Annotated in this window: 11 protein-coding genes and 2 pseudogenes; 12 read left to right on the forward strand and 1 reads right to left on the reverse strand. The window is 70.6% G+C overall.

The window, feature by feature from the left end; genetic code table 11:
• The first annotated feature begins 23 nt into the window (after positions 1-23).
• From ACQ86L_RS14855 to ACQ86L_RS14870, 4 genes and pseudogenes are all read left to right on the forward strand, one after another.
• Positions 24-1,616 carry a GMC oxidoreductase gene (locus ACQ86L_RS14855; RefSeq protein WP_434316098.1) on the forward strand — a complete coding sequence of 531 codons (1,593 nt, stop codon included), beginning with the start codon at positions 24-26 and terminating at the stop codon, positions 1,614-1,616.
• Between the two features lie 25 nt (positions 1,617-1,641).
• Positions 1,642-2,042: pseudogene (locus ACQ86L_RS14860) on the forward strand (C-glycoside deglycosidase beta subunit domain-containing protein).
• Positions 2,039-2,977 carry a sugar phosphate isomerase/epimerase family protein gene (locus tag ACQ86L_RS14865; protein ID WP_434316099.1) on the forward strand — a complete coding sequence of 313 codons (939 nt, stop codon included), beginning with the start codon at positions 2,039-2,041 and terminating at the stop codon, positions 2,975-2,977. Before ACQ86L_RS14860 ends, ACQ86L_RS14865 begins: the two are co-directional and overlap by 4 nt.
• A gap of 3 nt (positions 2,978-2,980) precedes the next feature.
• The gene (locus ACQ86L_RS14870; RefSeq protein ID WP_434316100.1) at positions 2,981-4,462 is read left to right on the forward strand and encodes a C-glycoside deglycosidase beta subunit domain-containing protein; all 1,482 of its coding nucleotides are present in this window, start codon (positions 2,981-2,983) and stop codon (positions 4,460-4,462) included.
• Between the two features lie 89 nt (positions 4,463-4,551).
• On the opposite strand, the gene ACQ86L_RS14875 is transcribed toward ACQ86L_RS14870, so the two are convergent.
• The gene (locus ACQ86L_RS14875) at positions 4,552-5,487 is read right to left on the reverse strand and encodes a LysR family transcriptional regulator (protein WP_434316101.1); all 936 of its coding nucleotides are present in this window, start codon (positions 5,485-5,487) and stop codon (positions 4,552-4,554) included.
• 229 nt (positions 5,488-5,716) lie between these two features.
• Here ACQ86L_RS14875 and ACQ86L_RS14880 point away from each other — a divergent pair, with 229 nt between their 5' ends.
• The 8 genes and pseudogenes from ACQ86L_RS14880 to ACQ86L_RS14915 all read left to right on the forward strand — a co-directional run bounded on the left by ACQ86L_RS14880 (position 5,717) and on the right by ACQ86L_RS14915 (position 15,795).
• Positions 5,717-7,009: an ABC transporter substrate-binding protein gene (locus ACQ86L_RS14880; RefSeq protein ID WP_434316102.1), complete on the forward strand. Its 1,293-nt coding sequence runs from the start codon at positions 5,717-5,719 to the stop codon at positions 7,007-7,009.
• A gap of 65 nt (positions 7,010-7,074) precedes the next feature.
• Entirely contained in the window at positions 7,075-8,031 is a 957-nt protein-coding gene (locus tag ACQ86L_RS14885; protein WP_434316103.1) for a carbohydrate ABC transporter permease, read from the forward strand.
• Positions 8,032-8,034: 3 nt separating this feature from the next.
• Positions 8,035-8,877 carry a carbohydrate ABC transporter permease gene (locus ACQ86L_RS14890; protein WP_434316104.1) on the forward strand — a complete coding sequence of 281 codons (843 nt, stop codon included), beginning with the start codon at positions 8,035-8,037 and terminating at the stop codon, positions 8,875-8,877.
• Positions 8,878-8,881: 4 nt separating this feature from the next.
• Positions 8,882-10,396: a family 43 glycosylhydrolase gene (locus ACQ86L_RS14895; protein WP_434316105.1), complete on the forward strand. Its 1,515-nt coding sequence runs from the start codon at positions 8,882-8,884 to the stop codon at positions 10,394-10,396.
• Positions 10,393-13,035, forward strand: coding sequence for a hypothetical protein (locus ACQ86L_RS14900; RefSeq protein WP_434316106.1), 2,643 nt, complete (start codon positions 10,393-10,395; stop codon positions 13,033-13,035). The genes ACQ86L_RS14895 and ACQ86L_RS14900 overlap by 4 nt, the downstream gene beginning before the upstream one ends.
• Positions 13,032-13,403, forward strand: a complete 372-nt coding sequence (locus ACQ86L_RS14905; RefSeq protein WP_434316107.1) for a nuclear transport factor 2 family protein — start codon at positions 13,032-13,034, stop codon at positions 13,401-13,403. Before ACQ86L_RS14900 ends, ACQ86L_RS14905 begins: the two co-directional genes overlap by 4 nt.
• Before the next feature lie 12 nt (positions 13,404-13,415).
• Positions 13,416-14,210, forward strand: a complete 795-nt coding sequence (locus tag ACQ86L_RS14910) for a TIM barrel protein (RefSeq protein WP_434316108.1) — start codon at positions 13,416-13,418, stop codon at positions 14,208-14,210.
• Positions 14,207-15,795 (forward strand): annotated as a pseudogene (locus ACQ86L_RS14915) (GMC oxidoreductase). Before ACQ86L_RS14910 ends, ACQ86L_RS14915 begins: the two are co-directional and overlap by 4 nt.
• Positions 15,796-15,797 lie beyond the last annotated feature (2 nt).

A 15,797-nucleotide genomic window follows, 5' to 3' on the forward strand; every position in this document is an offset into this window, starting at 1 on the left:
GGCAACACCCGGAGGAGAGCAGCATGACCACCCAGACCATCGCCGTCGTCGGCAGCGGGCCCATCGGATCCGCGTACGCCCGCCTGCTCCTCGAAGCCGCGCCCCACGCGCGGGTCGTGATGTTCGAGGCCGGCCCCCAGTTGACCGCGGTCGCCGGGGAGAATGTCCGCAACATCCCCGACCCGGAGGAGAAGGAGCGCGCGCGGGAGCGGTCTCAAGGCCCGCAGGCGGGCGCGTTCCGCGAGTCGCTGGGCATCCCGGGGTCGGTCGTCGTGGAGGGCATGTTCACGGCGCGGGGAGGCACGCACCTGCTCGACTTCGGCGGAGCGGGCTCCGCGCACGCGCCGAGCTTCCCGGCGGCCGCCGCGTCCACGAACGTGGGCGGGATGGGTGCGCACTGGACCTGCGCGACGCCGAGCCCGTCGTTCAGCGAGCGCATCCCGTTCATCCCCGACGCCGAGTGGGAGGAGCTGATCGCGGAGGCGTCGCGGCTGCTGCACGTGCAGACCGCGGCCTTCGCCGACTCGGAGATCGGCACGGCCATCCGGTCGCTGCTCGCCGAGGAGTTCGCGAGCGAACTGCCCGAGGGCTACGGCCCCGGCACCCTCCCGGTCTCCGGCGACCCGCAGCCCGACGGCACGATGCGCTGGGCGGGCGCGGACGTGGTGCTCGGGCCGCTGCTCGACCCCGCGAACGAGCTCGCCGAGCGGTTCGAGCTGCGCGACCTCTCCCTGGTGCGCCGCGTCGACCACGCCGACGGCCGGGTCACCGGGATCACGGTCGAGGACCTGCGCAGCCACGAGGTGTACTCGGTGGAGGCCGACCTCGTGGTCGTCGCGGCGGACGCCTTCCGGTCCCCGCAGCTGCTGTGGGCCTCCGGCATCCGCCCCCGCGCCCTCGGCCACTACCTGACCGAGCACCCGGTCGTGATCTCCACCGTCGCGCTCGATGCCGGCAGCATGAGCCGGTTCGCGACCGAGGACGAGCTCGACCGCGAGCTGGCCCGCCGCGCGACGAACCCGGCCGACCCGGTCGCCGCCGTCAACCGCATCCCGTTCTCGGAGCCGGACCACCCGTTCTCGCTGCAGGTGATGTACGCGGAGAACCCGCCGTTCCAGCTCGACCCCGCGCACCCGGCCGCGGGCAACCGCTGGGGCTACGTCAACATGGGTTACGGGATGCGCAAGCAGCCGCGCTTCGACGACGCCGTCACCTTCGACGACGACGAGCTCGACTACCGCGGCTTCCCCACCCCGACGATCACGTACGAGCTGACCGAGGGCGAGCAGGCCGAGATCGCGGAGGCGACCGGGCGCCTGCGCCGAGCCGGCGACGCCCTCGGCACGTTCGTGGCCGAGCCCCGCCTCCTGCCCAACGGCTCCAGCCTCCACTACCAGGGCACGATGCGGCTCGGGGCGGAGGACGACGGCGCCTCGGTGGCCGACCCGTACTCGCGCGTGTGGGGGTACGAGAACCTCGTCGTCGGCGGTAACGCGCTGATCCCGACGGCCACGACGATGAACCCCACGCTGATGAGCGTCGCGATCGCCGTTCGCGGCGCGCGGGCGGCCGCGGCGCGACTGACCGCGCCCGCCACCGCCGAAGCACGGAACTGACGAAGCACCGAAACAGGAGGACGGCATGCTCGAAGAACAACTCATTCAGACGGCGGGGTTCCGCAACGTCGGGCCGGAGGGCGCGCGGACCGGGTTCCAGCTGCGCGTCCGCAGCCCGTACTACCGCGGGCTCTGGGCGAACCTCATCGAAAAGCCGACGGTGACCGTCGACGGCGAGCGGTTCGACGGCGACGGCATCCGCTGGACGCTGCCCGGGGGGACTTCTCCTTCGCCGAGCTGCAGGAGGCGGCCGACGCCCGCTGGCCGCTCGGCCACGCGGCCACGCTGACCGTCCCGCGAGACGGAGGTCTCGCCCGCGGCATCCACGACGTCACCCTGGAGCTGCGGCTGCGGATGTCGTACATCCCGGAGGAACTGCAGCCCTCGATCTGGACCGCGTCGCGGAAGGCGGTGATCGTCAAGTGACCACCACCACCGACGACCTCCCCTTCGGCCTGGGCGTCTCGCTGTACAGCTACACGGACGACATCGGGGTCACCATGACCGTCGAGGACTGCATCGCCGACGTCGCCGACCTCGGCGCCACCGGCCTCGAAATCCTCGGCGAGGGCCACATCGAGGACTACCCGAACCCGTCCACCGCGTGGATCGACGCCTGGTTCGCCCGCAACGAGCGGCTGGGCCTGACCCCGACGCTGTACGGGTCGTGGATCGACACGCGGCGCTTCCCGGGCCGCGGCATGACCGCCGCGGAGGGCGCCGCGCAGCTGGAGCTAGACCTCCGGCTGGCCGCCCGGCTCGGCTTCTCGTTCGTGCGGCCCAAGATCGGCGTCATCTCCGAGGACCTCCGGGTCGACCCGATCTGGCAGGAGGCGGTGGAGCGCAACCTCCAGCTCGCCGCCGACCTCGACATCGTCGTCTGCCCGGAGATCCACTGGCCGACGATCATCAAGTCGTCCGTCGTGGAGGAGTACCTGGAGTTCAAGGAGCGCACCGGCTCCGAGCACTTCGGCCTGCTCATCGACACGGGCGTCTTCGAGCTGTCGCCGTACCCGCGGCGGGGAGGCAGCGCCTCCTTCCGCATGGGCGACGGCTCGGCCCGGCCGCCGGTGGTGCCGTTCGTGCCGGTCTCCGACCTGGCCGACGTCATGGAGCACACCGTGTACTTCCAGGCGAAGTTCTACGAGGTGGACGACGACCTCGTCGACCACTACATCCCGTGGCGGGAGATCATCGACGTGGTCGTGGACTCCGGCTACACCGGCTGGCTGTCCAGCGAGTACGAGGGCCACCACGAGCCCTACCGCGCGCCCGACCAGCTGCGCCGCCAGCACGCGCTCATCCGCACCATCGCCGCGGAACGCGCGGCCGCCGCACCGGCGCTCGCAGACAGGAACTGACCCATGCCCAACGGACTCATCGACGACGCGAGCCTCCGCGTCCACCCCGAGGGCGCGGCCCTCGCCCTCACCATCCCCTGGTACCGCAGCCTCTGGCTGTCGTCGGTCACGACGTTCCGGCTGACGCTCGACGGCGTGGAGGTGCCGGAGGAGGACCTCGCCTTCGAGCTCGACGGCGTGCGTTACCGCATCGCCGACCTCCCGCAGCAGAGCGATGTGCTCTGGTACCTGCAGTCGCACCCGCTGCTGATCGTGCGGCGGGACTCGCCCGTCGAGCTAGGCGAGACGCACGAGGTCGAGCTGCACGGGGAGCTGCGCCTGCCGTACATGCAGATCAAGCCGGGGGAGGACGGCGGCCCCGGCCTCTATGTGCCGAACATCGTGCACCAGGCGCTGACGCTCACCGCGACCGACCGCGACGCCGAGCCGCCCGCGCTCGTCACCGATGTTCCGCCGGCTCCGGAGGCCACCGACGCCGACCCGTTCACGCTCGGCCTGACGCTGTACTCCGCGAGCGCGGAGTTCCGGGCCGGGTGGTTCGACTTCGACGGCCTCCTCGACCGGGTCGCCGACCTGGGGATCGGCCCGGGCATCGAGATCGTCGCCTCCCAGGTGCTGCCGACCTACCCGGTCGTGTCTGACGCGTTCGTGGCGACCTGGCGGGAGGCGTTCGACCGGCACGGCTTCGACGCCAGCTCGTTCGGGGCGAACCTCGACATGGGGCGTCGCCGCGACCGCGACATGACGCCCGACGAGGAGTTCGAGTTCAGCGAACTGCTCTTCCAGGGCGCCAAGAAGCTCGGCTTCCCCCTGGTGCGCATCCAGTCGGCCAAGCCCGAGCTGCTGCGCCGCCTGCTGCCCGTCGCCGAAGACCTCGACCTGAAGCTCGCGTACGAGATCCACGCGCCGATGGGTCCGAACTCGCCCGAGATCGTCAAGGTGCGCGACGTCTACGCGGAGCTCGACTCGCCGCTGCTCGGGTTCGTCGCCGACTTCTCCTCGACCATGCGCAGCATGTCGCCGACGCTCCTGCGGGCCGTGCGGCGAGCGGGGCTGGGCGACGAGGAGGTGCGGCGCCTGCAGGAGATCTGGGCGACGGATGCCTCGATGCGCGACCGCCAGCAGGAGTTCATCGGCTACCTGAACAGCCGCGGCTTCGATCCGGGACGCCTCGGCTCGTTCGCGCACCTGGCCTTCAACATGCACGGGCATGTCGACCCGCACGAGTGGGCGGACATCATGCCGCAGATCCTGCACGTGCACGCCAAGTTCTACGACATCGACGAGAACGGCCAGGAGCCGGCGATCGACTACCCGGAGCTCGTGAAGGTGTTCGTCGAGGGCGGCTACCGCGGGTACTGGTCCAGCGAGTGGGAGGGGCACGCCTTCGCCGAGCTCGGAGAGGTCGACCCGCTGCTGCTCGTGCGCCGGCAGCACGACCTCATCCGGGCGACCATGCGGTCGCTGCAGACCGCGGGCCGGTAGAGACCCCCGACCAGCGATCGAAGGGCACGTAAACGCCCCGAAAAGCGCGTTTTAAGGGCGTTTACGTGCCCTTCGACGAAAGAGGTGACCTAGGTGTGCTCGCCGGCGGCGACGATCCGGCCGGCCTCCTCGAACAGGGAGCGCATCCAGGTGTGCTCGGGGTCGTGCGTGTGCACGGGGTGCCACCACAGCGCGTTGACGATCGGCGTCGGCGCGAACGGGAGGCCGACCGAGCGGATGGCGCCGGCGCGCTGCGCGAGCGGCAGGAGCGCGCGGTGGATGATGCCGACGCGCCGGGTGCCGGCGATGAAGTGCGGGATGGCGAGGAAGCTCTCGACCACGACCTCCACGTTGGGCTCGATGCCGAGCTGCTGCACCTGGCGCTCCGCCGAGGTGAAGGCCGAGCGGGACTGGTAGTTCATCACCCAGGGCAGCTTCGACATCTCCTCGCGCGAGAGGGCGTCGCCGACCTCGTCGTTGCCCTCGGCGACGATGGCGACCCAGTCGTCCTGCCAGAGGTCCACGAACGGCAGCTCGGTGAGGAACCCGTGCGGGATGACCATGCCGTCCACCGAGCGGAGCCGGTTGGTCGCGTCCTCGACCACCGTCGGGTTGTGCAGCATGAACCGGAAGTGCACCCCGGGCGCCTGCGCGGCGGCCAGCTCGGAGACCACGCGGCCGATCGTGGTGAAGCCGTAGTCCGAGCCGAAGATCGCGAACTCGCGGACCGACTCGGCCGGGTCCCAGGTCGCCTGGCTCTCGAACACGCGGCGTGCGGCCTCCAGCGCGATCGTGGTGTGGTCGGCCAGCCGCAGGGCCAGCGGCGTCAGCTCGTAGGTATTGCCGCGGCGGGCGAGGATCGGGTCGCCGAAGTGGATGCGCAGCCGCGAGAGCGAGGCGCTCAGGGCCGGCTGACTCAGCCGGAGGCGCTCGGCCGCCCGGGTCACGCTGCGCTCGGTGAGGAGGGCGTCCAGGGCGATCAGCAGGTTCAGATCGAGCCGCGACATCAGTGGAGAGTCGGTCACGACGGTGTGATCCTTTCCTACGCGGGCCGGGCATTTCACTATAACGACGCGGCGTGCCGCCGGTCGCGCGGCCACGGTCTCGATCGCGTATCGACCCAGCTTATGTCTGGGATAAGCAGAACTACCGTTGTTTATCGGCTTTAGCGCTGCGAAACTCGAATCGCCCCCAGGGGACGGCGACACAGCCGCCGCTCTCACCGACAAAGAAGTCCTAGAAGAGGTCAATCCGATGAAGCACACACGCAGGAGCCGCAGCGCACGACTCGCCTGGCTCGCCATCCCGGTCACCGCCGGGCTCCTCCTCGCCGGCTGCTCCTCCAGCGGCGCCACCTCCGGCAAGGAGCCCCAGACCATCAGCTTCGCGTATGGCGCGACGAACGATCAGGACAAGGCGGCGTACAACAGCCTGGCCTCGGCCTTCGAAGCCGAGAACAAGGGCGTCACCGTCACGACCGAGAACCTCCCGGTCCAGAGCTACGCGACCACCATCGCCACCCGCGTGCAGGGCGGCAACGCCCCCGACACGTTCTACGCGGCGGGCGGCACCGGTCAGGCCAACTCGATCCTGCCGTGGGCCAAGTCCGGGCAGGTGCTCGCGCTCGACGACGCCGCGATCAAGGCGAGCATCCCCGACTCCGCCAAGAGCCTGTACACCTACAACGGCAAGGTCTACGGCGTCCCGCTCGGCACGCAGCTGAACGGAACGATCTACAACGACGAGCTCGCTCAGTCGATCGGCGTGAAGATCGACGCCACGACCAGCCTCGACGACATCATCGCCCAGTGCAGCAAGGCCCGCGCAGCGGGCAAGACCATCTACGGACTGGCCGGCTCGACCTACCAGAACAACGGCATCCTGGCCATCGCGCTCGCCACCTCCACGGTGTACGGCCCGAACAAGAACTGGAACGCCGACCGCGCGAAGAACAAGGTCACCTTCGCCGGCACCAAGGGCTGGACCACGGCCCTCGAGTCGATCAAGAAGATGTACGACGCGGGCTGCTTCCAGGACGGTGCGACCAGCGCCGGCTTCGATGCCCTCACCAACGGCGCCTCGTCCGGCAAGATCCTCGGCTTCTTCGCCCCGAGCGGAGCCGCGCAGGAGATCATGCAGGCCGCCGGCGGGCACGTCAAGCTGATCGCCCTCCCGATCGGCGCCCCGCAGGGCACCAAGACGTACCTGTCGCTGAGCGCCGACCAGGGCGTCGCAGCGAGCGCCAAGACCAAGAGCCCGAAGCTGGCGACGGACTTCCTCAAGTACATCGTCTCGGACAAGGGTCAGGAGGCCTACTCGAAGCAGATCGGCACCATTCCGGTCAACGTCAGCTCCACCTCGACCCTGCTGCCGCAGTACGCCGGCATCAAGGACGAGATCGCCAAGAACGACACCCGCGGCTACGCGCCGACCGAGTGGCCGAACGCCAAGATCTACACAGACCTCGGCAACGGCGTGCAGGGCATCCTGACCGGTCAGATGACCGTCAAGCAGGTGCTCCAGCAGCTGGACACCGACTGGGGTTGATCCGGTGACCGGGCGGCCGATCCTGTGAGGGCCGGCCGCCCGAACCCGGGTGAGAGGAACGATCGATGACGACGCAGTCAGAGGTACGGACGATGACCACGAAGACGCAGACCCAGACTCCGGTGGCGGCGCCGCGCCGCGCGCCGCGGGTGAAGCCCTACCGGGTGAAGCTCGGCAGCTGGTGGTGGGCGCTCCCCGCGCTGGTGCTGATGCTGATCGTGATCTACGCGACCACCGTCGCCGGCGGGTTCTTCGCCTTCACCAACTGGTCCGGGCTGGGACCGTTCGACTTCGTCGGCCTGGCGAACTTCGTCAAGATCTTCCAGACCCCCGAGCTGATCGGGTCGCTGTGGAACACGCTGTTCCTGGCGTTCGGCTTCCTGGTCTTCACCAACATCCTCGGGCTGCTGTTCGCCCTGGCGCTCAACCGCTCGCTGAAGTCGCGGTACGTGCTCCGCACGCTGGTCTTCATGCCGGTGGTCGTCAGCCCGATCGCGGTGTCGTACATCTGGAAGTTCATCTTCGACTACAACGGCCCGCTCAACCAGGCGATGGTCGCCGTCGGCCTCCCGAAGCAGAACTGGCTTGCCAGCCCGACGCTCGCCATCTGGTGCGTGCTGATCGTGATGGTCTGGCAGAACATCGGCTTCGTCATGGTCATCTACCTGGCCGGGCTCGCCACCGTGCCGATCGAGATGGAGGAGGCGGCCGCGCTCGACGGCGCCAGCACCTTCCGCCGCTTCCGCTTCGTGGTGCTGCCGATGATCCAGCCCTCGGTCGCGATCGCGACGACGCTGACGCTCATCCAGGGCCTCCGGGTCTTCGACCAGGTGGTCGCGCTGACGGGCGGCGGCCCGGCCGGCGCCACCCAGACCCTGGCGCTGGAGGTCTACCAGACGGCGTTCACCTACCAGCAGTTCGGCTTCGGAGCGGCGCTCGCTCTCATCCTGAGCCTGCTGATCCTGGTCTTCTCCATCGCGCAGCAGTACGCGACGCGCGATCGCTCGCTCAAGGAGGCGTGAGCCATGTTCCGCTACACCAAGAAGACCCTCGCGATCGAGATCATCGTGCTGTTCGCGGTGGCGATCATGCTGCTGCCGTTCTGGATCCTGCTGGTCGGGTCGTTCAAGACGCTGCCCGACATCCTGAGCTCGGCCGCGGTCGCGCCGCCGACCAGCCCGACCTTCGACAACTTCGTCCAGCTGCTGTCGCCCGCCTCCGCGTCGTCGGGCAACATCTGGGCCGGCCTGCTCTCCAGCGTCATCATCACGACCGGCAGCATCCTGCTCCTGGTCGCCCTCGGCTCGGTCGCGGCGTACGGCATCGCCCGGTCGACCAGCAAGTGGAGCCGGCGGTCGTTCTACCTGTTCCTCGTCGCCATCATCCTGCCGACCCAGCTCGGGACCCTGCCGCTCTACATCGGGGCCCGCACGGTCGGCCTGGTCGGCAACCCGTGGGGCATGATCATCATCTACACGGGGATGCTGCTGCCGCTGTCGGTGTTCCTGTACGCCAACTTCTTCCGCAACCTGACGCCGGAGTACGAGGAGGCCGCCGTCATCGACGGCGCGAACCGCTACCAGGTGTTCTCGAAAGTCGTCTTCCCGCTGATGTCGCCGGCGACCGGCACGGTGGCGATCCTCGCGGGGCTGATCGTCTGGAACGACTTCTTCACATCGCTGATCTTCCTGAACGGCACCTCGTGGCAGACCCTCCCCGTCGTCATGTACAGCTACGTCGGCTCGCTCGTGTCGCAGTGGAACCTGATCTTCGCCGTCGTCATCGTGTCGATGATCCCGATCCTCGCGTTCTACGCCTTCGCGCAGAAGAAGTTCATCCAGGGCTACGCCGGCGGGCTCAAGGGCTGACCGGATGTCCGACGCACCACGGTCCGCCCCCGACCTCGGGGACGGGACCTACCGCAACCCGGTCCTGCCCGGCGACCGGCCCGATCCGGCCGTGCTGCGGGTCGGCGACCAGTTCTACCTGACCTACTCGTCGTTCGACGCGTCGCCGGGGCTGACGATCTGGCGCTCGCCGGACCTGGTCAACTGGACGTTCGTGACGTGCGCGCTGGAGCGGCCGCTGAGCACGGTCTTCGCGCCTGACTTCATCGAGCACGACGGCCGGTTCTCCCTCTACATCCCGTTCATCCCGAGCGGGTGGTCGGAGGCGATCGCCGAGCCGCAGATCTGGGTCATCCAGGCGGACAGCCCGGAGGGGCCCTGGAGCGAACCCGTGTTCACGGGTGTCTCGGGGGCCATCGACCCCGGTCACGTGGTGGGGGAGGACGGCGAGCGCTACCTCTTCGTCAACGGCATCCGCCGCTGCCGCCTCAGCCCGGACGGCCTCCACGCCGTGACCGAGCTGGAGCAGGTGTACGACGGCTGGCGCTACCCCGACGAGTGGATCACCGAGGCGTACGCGCTGGAGGGGCCGAAGCTGTTCCGTCGCGGCGAGTGGTTCTACCTCGTCAGCGCGGTCGGCGGCACGGGAGGCCCGGCGACCGGGCACATGGTCATCGTCGCGCGCTCGCGGTCGGTGCACGGGCCGTGGGAGAACGCGCCGGGCAACCCGATCGCGCGCACCCGCTCCGCCGACGAGGCCTGGTGGTCCCGCGGGCACGCCACGATCCTCGACGCCCCGGACGGGTCGTGGTGGATGGTGTCCCACGGGTACGCGAACGGATTCCGCACGCTGGGGCGGCAGGCGCTGCTGGAGCCGATCGAGTGGACGGAGGACGGCTGGCCGGTGGCGGCCGCGCAGGATGTCGGCGCGCCCCTCCGCAAGCCGGTCGAGGCTTCCGGCCCGGTCGCCCTGCCAGCGCCCTCCGACGACTTCGCCGGCCCGGCCTGGGGGGAGCGGTGGGTCTTCGACAATCCGGGGCCGGGGGAGCGCGACCGGGCCTCCTTCGGCGACGGCCTGGCGCTCGCGGCGAAGGGCACCTCTCCCGCCGACTCCTCGCCCCTGACCACCTGGGCGATGGACGACGCCTACGAGGTCGAGGTGGAGGCCGAGGTGCGCGGCGGGGCCACCGGCGGCCTGCTCCTCTACTTCAACGACCGGATGTTCTTCGGCATGGGCTGGGACGGGTCCGGCATGGCCAGCTACGCCGGCGGCCTCCGCACGCACTGGCGTGAGCCGGTCGAGCCCGGAGCGACCATCGGGCTGCGGCTGCGGAACGACCGCCACATCGTGACCGGCTGGCACCGTCGCCCCGGTGGGGACTGGGTGCGGCACGGCGTCCGCTACGACACCTCCGGAGCGCACTCGGCGACGATGAACGACCTGAAGAGCCTGCGTCCCGCGTTGTTCGCGGCCGGTGACGGCGAGGTCGTGTTCCGCCGGTTCCGCTACCGCGCTCTCCGCCTGAAGGAGGCAGCATGACCATCGAACGCCTCCGCGACGCGGTGACCGCCGCCGTCCCGAACGCGATCATGCCGCTCTTCTGGCAGAAGGGCGGCCCGGTCGAGGGCGTGCGCGAGGAGATGGAGCGCATCGGCGACGCCGGCATCGGCGCCGTCATCCTCGAAGCGCGACCGCATCCCGACTTCCTCGGCGACGGCTGGTGGCGCGACGTCGACGCCGTGCTGGATATCGCCCGGCGCCGCGGCATGACGGTCTGGTTCTTCGACGACGACACCTTCCCGACCGGTCACGCTGAGGGCGCGGTCGAGGCCGCGCCCGCCGAGTTGCGCCGGCATTTCCTCACCGAGCGGCACACCGACGCCGTCGGTCCCGCGCGCGGAGCCTCCTTCATCGTCGAGCGGCGGAAGTTCTGGGGACCGGAGGCCGCCCAGGAGCCCGGGCAGCTGCTCCGCGTGCTCGCCTACCCGCGGGCCGAGAACTCCGATGAGCTGATCGGCGAACCCGTCGGCCTCACCGACCGGCTCGCGGACGGCGTCCTGCACTGGGACATCCCGGACGGCTGGTGGCGGATCTTCTTCCTGTCGGTCGCCGAGAGCGGCGGCAGCGAGCCGCACGCCCGGCACATCGACTACCTCAACGCCGACTCCACGCAGCTGCTCGTCGACGGCGTCTACGAGCGCATCCACGAGCGGTACGCGGACGAGTTCGGCCGCACGATCGGCGGGTTCTTCAGCGACGAGCCCGGGCTCTACAACGACCCGGACACCTTCGACTTCGACTCCAGGCTCGGCAAGCCGGTGCCGCTGTCGTGGAACGACCAGGTCGCCTCCCGGCTGTCCGAGCGGCTCGGTCAGGACGCGGCCCTCCTTCTCCCGCTGCTCTGGTGGCCGGCGCGCGGTCGCGAGCGGGAGGTCCGCTACGCCTACATGGACACGGTGTCGCGGCTCTACTCCGAGAACTTCGGGCAGCGACTCGGCGACTGGTGCCGCGCGCACGGCGTCGAGCACATCGGGCACGTCATCGAGGACAACGGGTCGCACGCGCGGCTCGGGCCGGGCGCCGGGCACTACTTCCGGGCGATGGCCGGGCAGGACCTGGCCGGTGTCGACATCATCGGCGGCCAGGTGGTGCCGGGATTCTCCCGCGGGCCGTTCGGCAACCTCAGCGGCGCGGCCGACGGCGAGTTCTTCCACTTCGGGCTCGCCAAGCTGGCGTCGTCGGCCGCGCACCTCGACCCGCTCAAGCACGGGCGCTCGATGTGCGAGACGATCGGCGCCTACGGCTGGTACGCCGGGCTGCGGCTGTTCACCTGGCTGACGAACCACCTCCTCGTGCGCGGCGTCACGCACGTCGTCCCGCACGCGTTCTCGCCGGCGCCCTTCCCCGACCTGGACTGCCCGCCGCACTTCTACGCGCACGGCAACAACCCGCAGTACCCGCACCAGCACCTGCTGAGCGCCTACACGAACCGGCTGAGCCACCTGCTCCAGGGCGGGACGCACGTCGCGCCGTTCGCGGTGCTGTACCACGCGGAAGCGGAATGGCTCGGCGACGCGATGCCCTGCGAGCGGCCGCTCCGGCTGCTGGCGGAGGCCCAGCTCGACGCGGACATCGTGCCGGCCGACGCGCTCCCGGCCGCGGGCGTGGACGATTCGCGGCTGGCGCTCGGAGATGAGACCTACGACGCGCTCGTCGTCCCGGGCAGCGCGTTCCTGCCCGAGCACGTCGCCCGCGAGCTGCTGCGGCTCGATGACGCGGGAGCACCCGTGGTGTTCGTCGGGTCCGTGCCGGAGGTCGTGGGGGACGATGTCGACGCGGACGTGCTCAGGCGGCATTTCCGGCCGGTGTCGCAGAAGCGCCTGGTCGACTCCGTCTCGGGGATGACCGAGCGGGCCGTGCGTCTCGGCCGTCCGGCCGCGTCGCTGCGCGTACTGCGGCGCGACCTGGGCGACGCCGACGTGATCATGCTGGTCAACGAGTCGGTCCGGGAGTCCGTACGGACGACGGCGACCCTCCCGCGTGCGGGCGAGGTGGTGGCCTTCGACGCCACCGCGGGCACGCTGACGGCGGTGCCGGCCTCGAGCGACGGCTGGGCGACCTCCGTCGGCCTGGACCTGTGTCCGGGTGAGGCGCTGGTGCTCATCGTCGGCTCGCCGGCCGCGTGGGAGGGCCTGCCGGTGCGCCCGGCGACCGTGCACGCGGACGCGATCGAGCTCGCTCCGACGTGGGCGGTGGCCACCGTCGCGGCCGGCGAGGCCGGCTTCACCGCGTGGGGCGAGCTCGACGGCCTCCGCCCGCTCAGCGACCCCGACCTGCTGCCGCGGTTCAGTGGCACGGCCCGGTACACGGCCTCGTTCGACGCGGACGCGGCCGGCGGCGAGCACTTCCTGGATCTCGGCGAGGTGTTCGAGCTCGCCACCGTGCGACTCAACGGCGTCGACCTCGGCACGCGCATCGCGCCGCCGTACGTCTTCCCCGTGCCGGAGGGCGTGGTCTCCGGCAGCAACACGATCCAGATCGACGTCACCAACACGCTGGCCAAGGCGCAGCCCGACTTCTTCTCCGCGTTCGCGCAGCAGGAGCCGAGCGGCCTGCTCGGACCGGTGACGCTGGTCCCGCTGACCCGGAGGCCGTCGACCGGTGAGGATGGGGCATGAACGGCAACCGCGCGGCCTTCGAGCACTTCTGCGACCTCTTCTACACACAGAAGCGGGTCGCCGACGCCTTCGCCTTCCTCGTCGCCGACGACTACCGCCAGCACAACCCCGGCATCCCGGACGGCCCGGCCGCTGCAGTCGAGGCGCTGACGCCGAGGTTCGACGGCAGCCCGGAGGCGCGCTTCGCGATCCAGCGGATCCTCGTCGACGGCGACCTCGCGATGGTGCACGTCCAAGCCTCCCGTCCCGGCATCCCCGACACCGCGGTCGCGGATATCTACCGATTCGAGAGCGGCCGGATCGTCGAGCACTGGGACGTGCTGCAACCCGTCCCCGTGCATGCCGCCCACGACCATCCGATGTTCTGAACAGGAGAACCCATGTACCAGCTCGCACCCAACATCGAACTGCTCTTCACCGAGGCAGGCGACTACCACGACCGCGTGCGCGCCGCCGCGGCCGCGGGCTTCACCGCCGTCGAGATGTGGGGGCCGACCGGCGTCGACGCCCCCGCGACCCCGAAGGACCTCCCGGCGCTCAAGGCCGCGCTGGAGGAGACCGGCACGACGCTGACTGCGCAGCTCTCCGAGCCGCGCACGCAGTTCATGATCCCGCCGTGGGACCACTCGGAGTTCTATCGCAAGCTTGACGAGGGCGTCGCCATCGCGCAGGACCTCGGCTGCCCGCGCATCGTCGTCGGCAGCGGTACGGGCTTCGGCGGCTGGAAGCGCCAGGTCCAGCTGGACAAGCTGATCGAGATCTACCAGAAGGCCATCGCGCAGATCGACGGCTCGGGCATAACCCTCGCGCTGGAGCCGGTCAACGTGCGCGTCGACCACCCCGGCTCGCTGCTCGACCGCACAGCGGAGGCCGTCTACGTCGCGCGCGGTGTCGACTCGCCGTTCTTCGGCGTGCTCTACGACATCTACCACTCGGCCGTGGAGGGCGAGGACATGGCGGCGGAGCTGGAGAACGCCGGCGACCTGATCGCCTATGTGCAGCTCGCCGACGCCCCCGGCCGCGGCGAGCCCGGCTCGGGCGAGCTCGACTGGGCGGGACGCCTCCGCATCCTCCGCGCCTCCGGCTACGACGGCCCGATCGGGCTGGAGTACTACCCGACGCAGGAGTCGGCGGCCTCCGTCGCCCTCATCCGCGAGCTGGCGGTGAGCGCATGAGCCGCTATCCCGACGCGGTCGACGTCGTCATCGTCGGCAGCGGGCCCACCGGCGCGGCGTACGCCCGCATCCTGAGCGAGGAGGCGCCCGGCGCGACCGTCGCGCTGTTCGAGGTCGGCCCCACCGTGTCGAACCCGCCGGGCGCGCACGTCAAGAACATCGCGGACGCCGCCGCGCGCGCCGAGGCGCAGGAGCGGTCGGAGGGCCCCGGCGCCGGCGCGGAGACCGTGAACGGCCCCGGGTCCGTGACCGCGGGCCAGCGTCGCGCGCGCCCGGGCACCTACCTCCTGAACGAGGGCTTCCAGGAGCCGGGCGAGGACGGCCTGCCCGTCGTCGCCTTCTCCAGCAACGTCGGCGGGATGGGCGCGCACTGGACCGGCGCGTGCCCGCGCCCGGGCGACAGCGAGCGCATCGCCTTCCTGCCCGACCTGGACGAGCTGCTGGATGACGCCGGCCGGCTGCTCGGTGTGACGACCGACGCGTTCGACGGCGCTCCGTTCACCGCCGTCGTCCGGGAACGCCTCGCGGCTGCTGTCGATGACGGCCGCCCCGCCGCACAGCGCGTGCAGCGGATGCCGCTGGCCGTGCATCGCAGCGACGACGGCCGGCTGGTCTGGTCGGGCTCCGACGTCGTGTTCGGCGACGTGACCCGCGGCAACCCGCAGTTCACGCTGTACGACGAATCGCTCGTCACCCGCGTGCTCATCGAGGACGGCCGCGCGGCGGGCGTGGAGGTGCGCGACCGCCGCACGGGCGACCTCCATACCGTGGCTGCACGCTTCGTGGTGGTCGCCGCCGATGCCCTGCGCACCCCGCAGGTGCTGTGGGCCAGCGGCATCCGTCCCGCCGCACTCGGCCGCATGCTCAACGACCAGACGCAGGTGGTCTACGCCACCCGCATCCGCGACGCTGCCCAGGTGGCCGCCGGGAACGCGGCGGCCGGCCCGGGCGGGATCGGCTCCGACGAGGTCATCGACGGCCCGATCAGCGAGCACAGCGGCGTGAGCTGGGTGCCGTTCACCGACGAGCTGCCGTTCCACGGGCAGGTCATGCAGCTGGATGCCTCGCCGATCCCGCTCGCGGACGACGACCCGGTGGTGCCGGGCTCGATCGTCGGGCTCGGGCTGTTCTGCGCGAAGGACCTGCAGTGGGACGACCGCGTGGCGTTCAGCGACGAGGAGCGCGACTGGTACGGGATGCCCGCCATGCGCGTCCACTACCGGCTCACCGAACGCGACCACGTCGTGATCGAGCGGGCGCAGGCGGAGATCGTGGAGCTCGCGAAGGCGGTCGGCGACCCGATCGGCGACCGCCCGTTCATGATGCCGCTCGGCGCCTCGCTGCACTACCAGGGCAGCGTGCGAATGGGGAGACCGACGACGGCCGCAGCGTGTGCGGCCCCGACAGCGAGGTCTGGGCGGCGCCCGGGCTGTTCGTCGCGGGCAACGGGGTCATCCCGACGGCCACCGCGTGCAACCCGACGCTGACCTCGGTCGCGCTCGCGGTGAAGGGCGCGCGGCGGATCGCCCGTGACCTCGCAGACCCGGCGCTCTTGCTTAGGTCTAAAAACGACATTAGTGTGTAGAA

Origin of the sequence: Leifsonia sp. P73 (assembly GCF_051059105.1) — a bacterium.
Classification (GTDB): Bacteria; Actinomycetota; Actinomycetes; order Actinomycetales; family Microbacteriaceae; genus Leifsonia.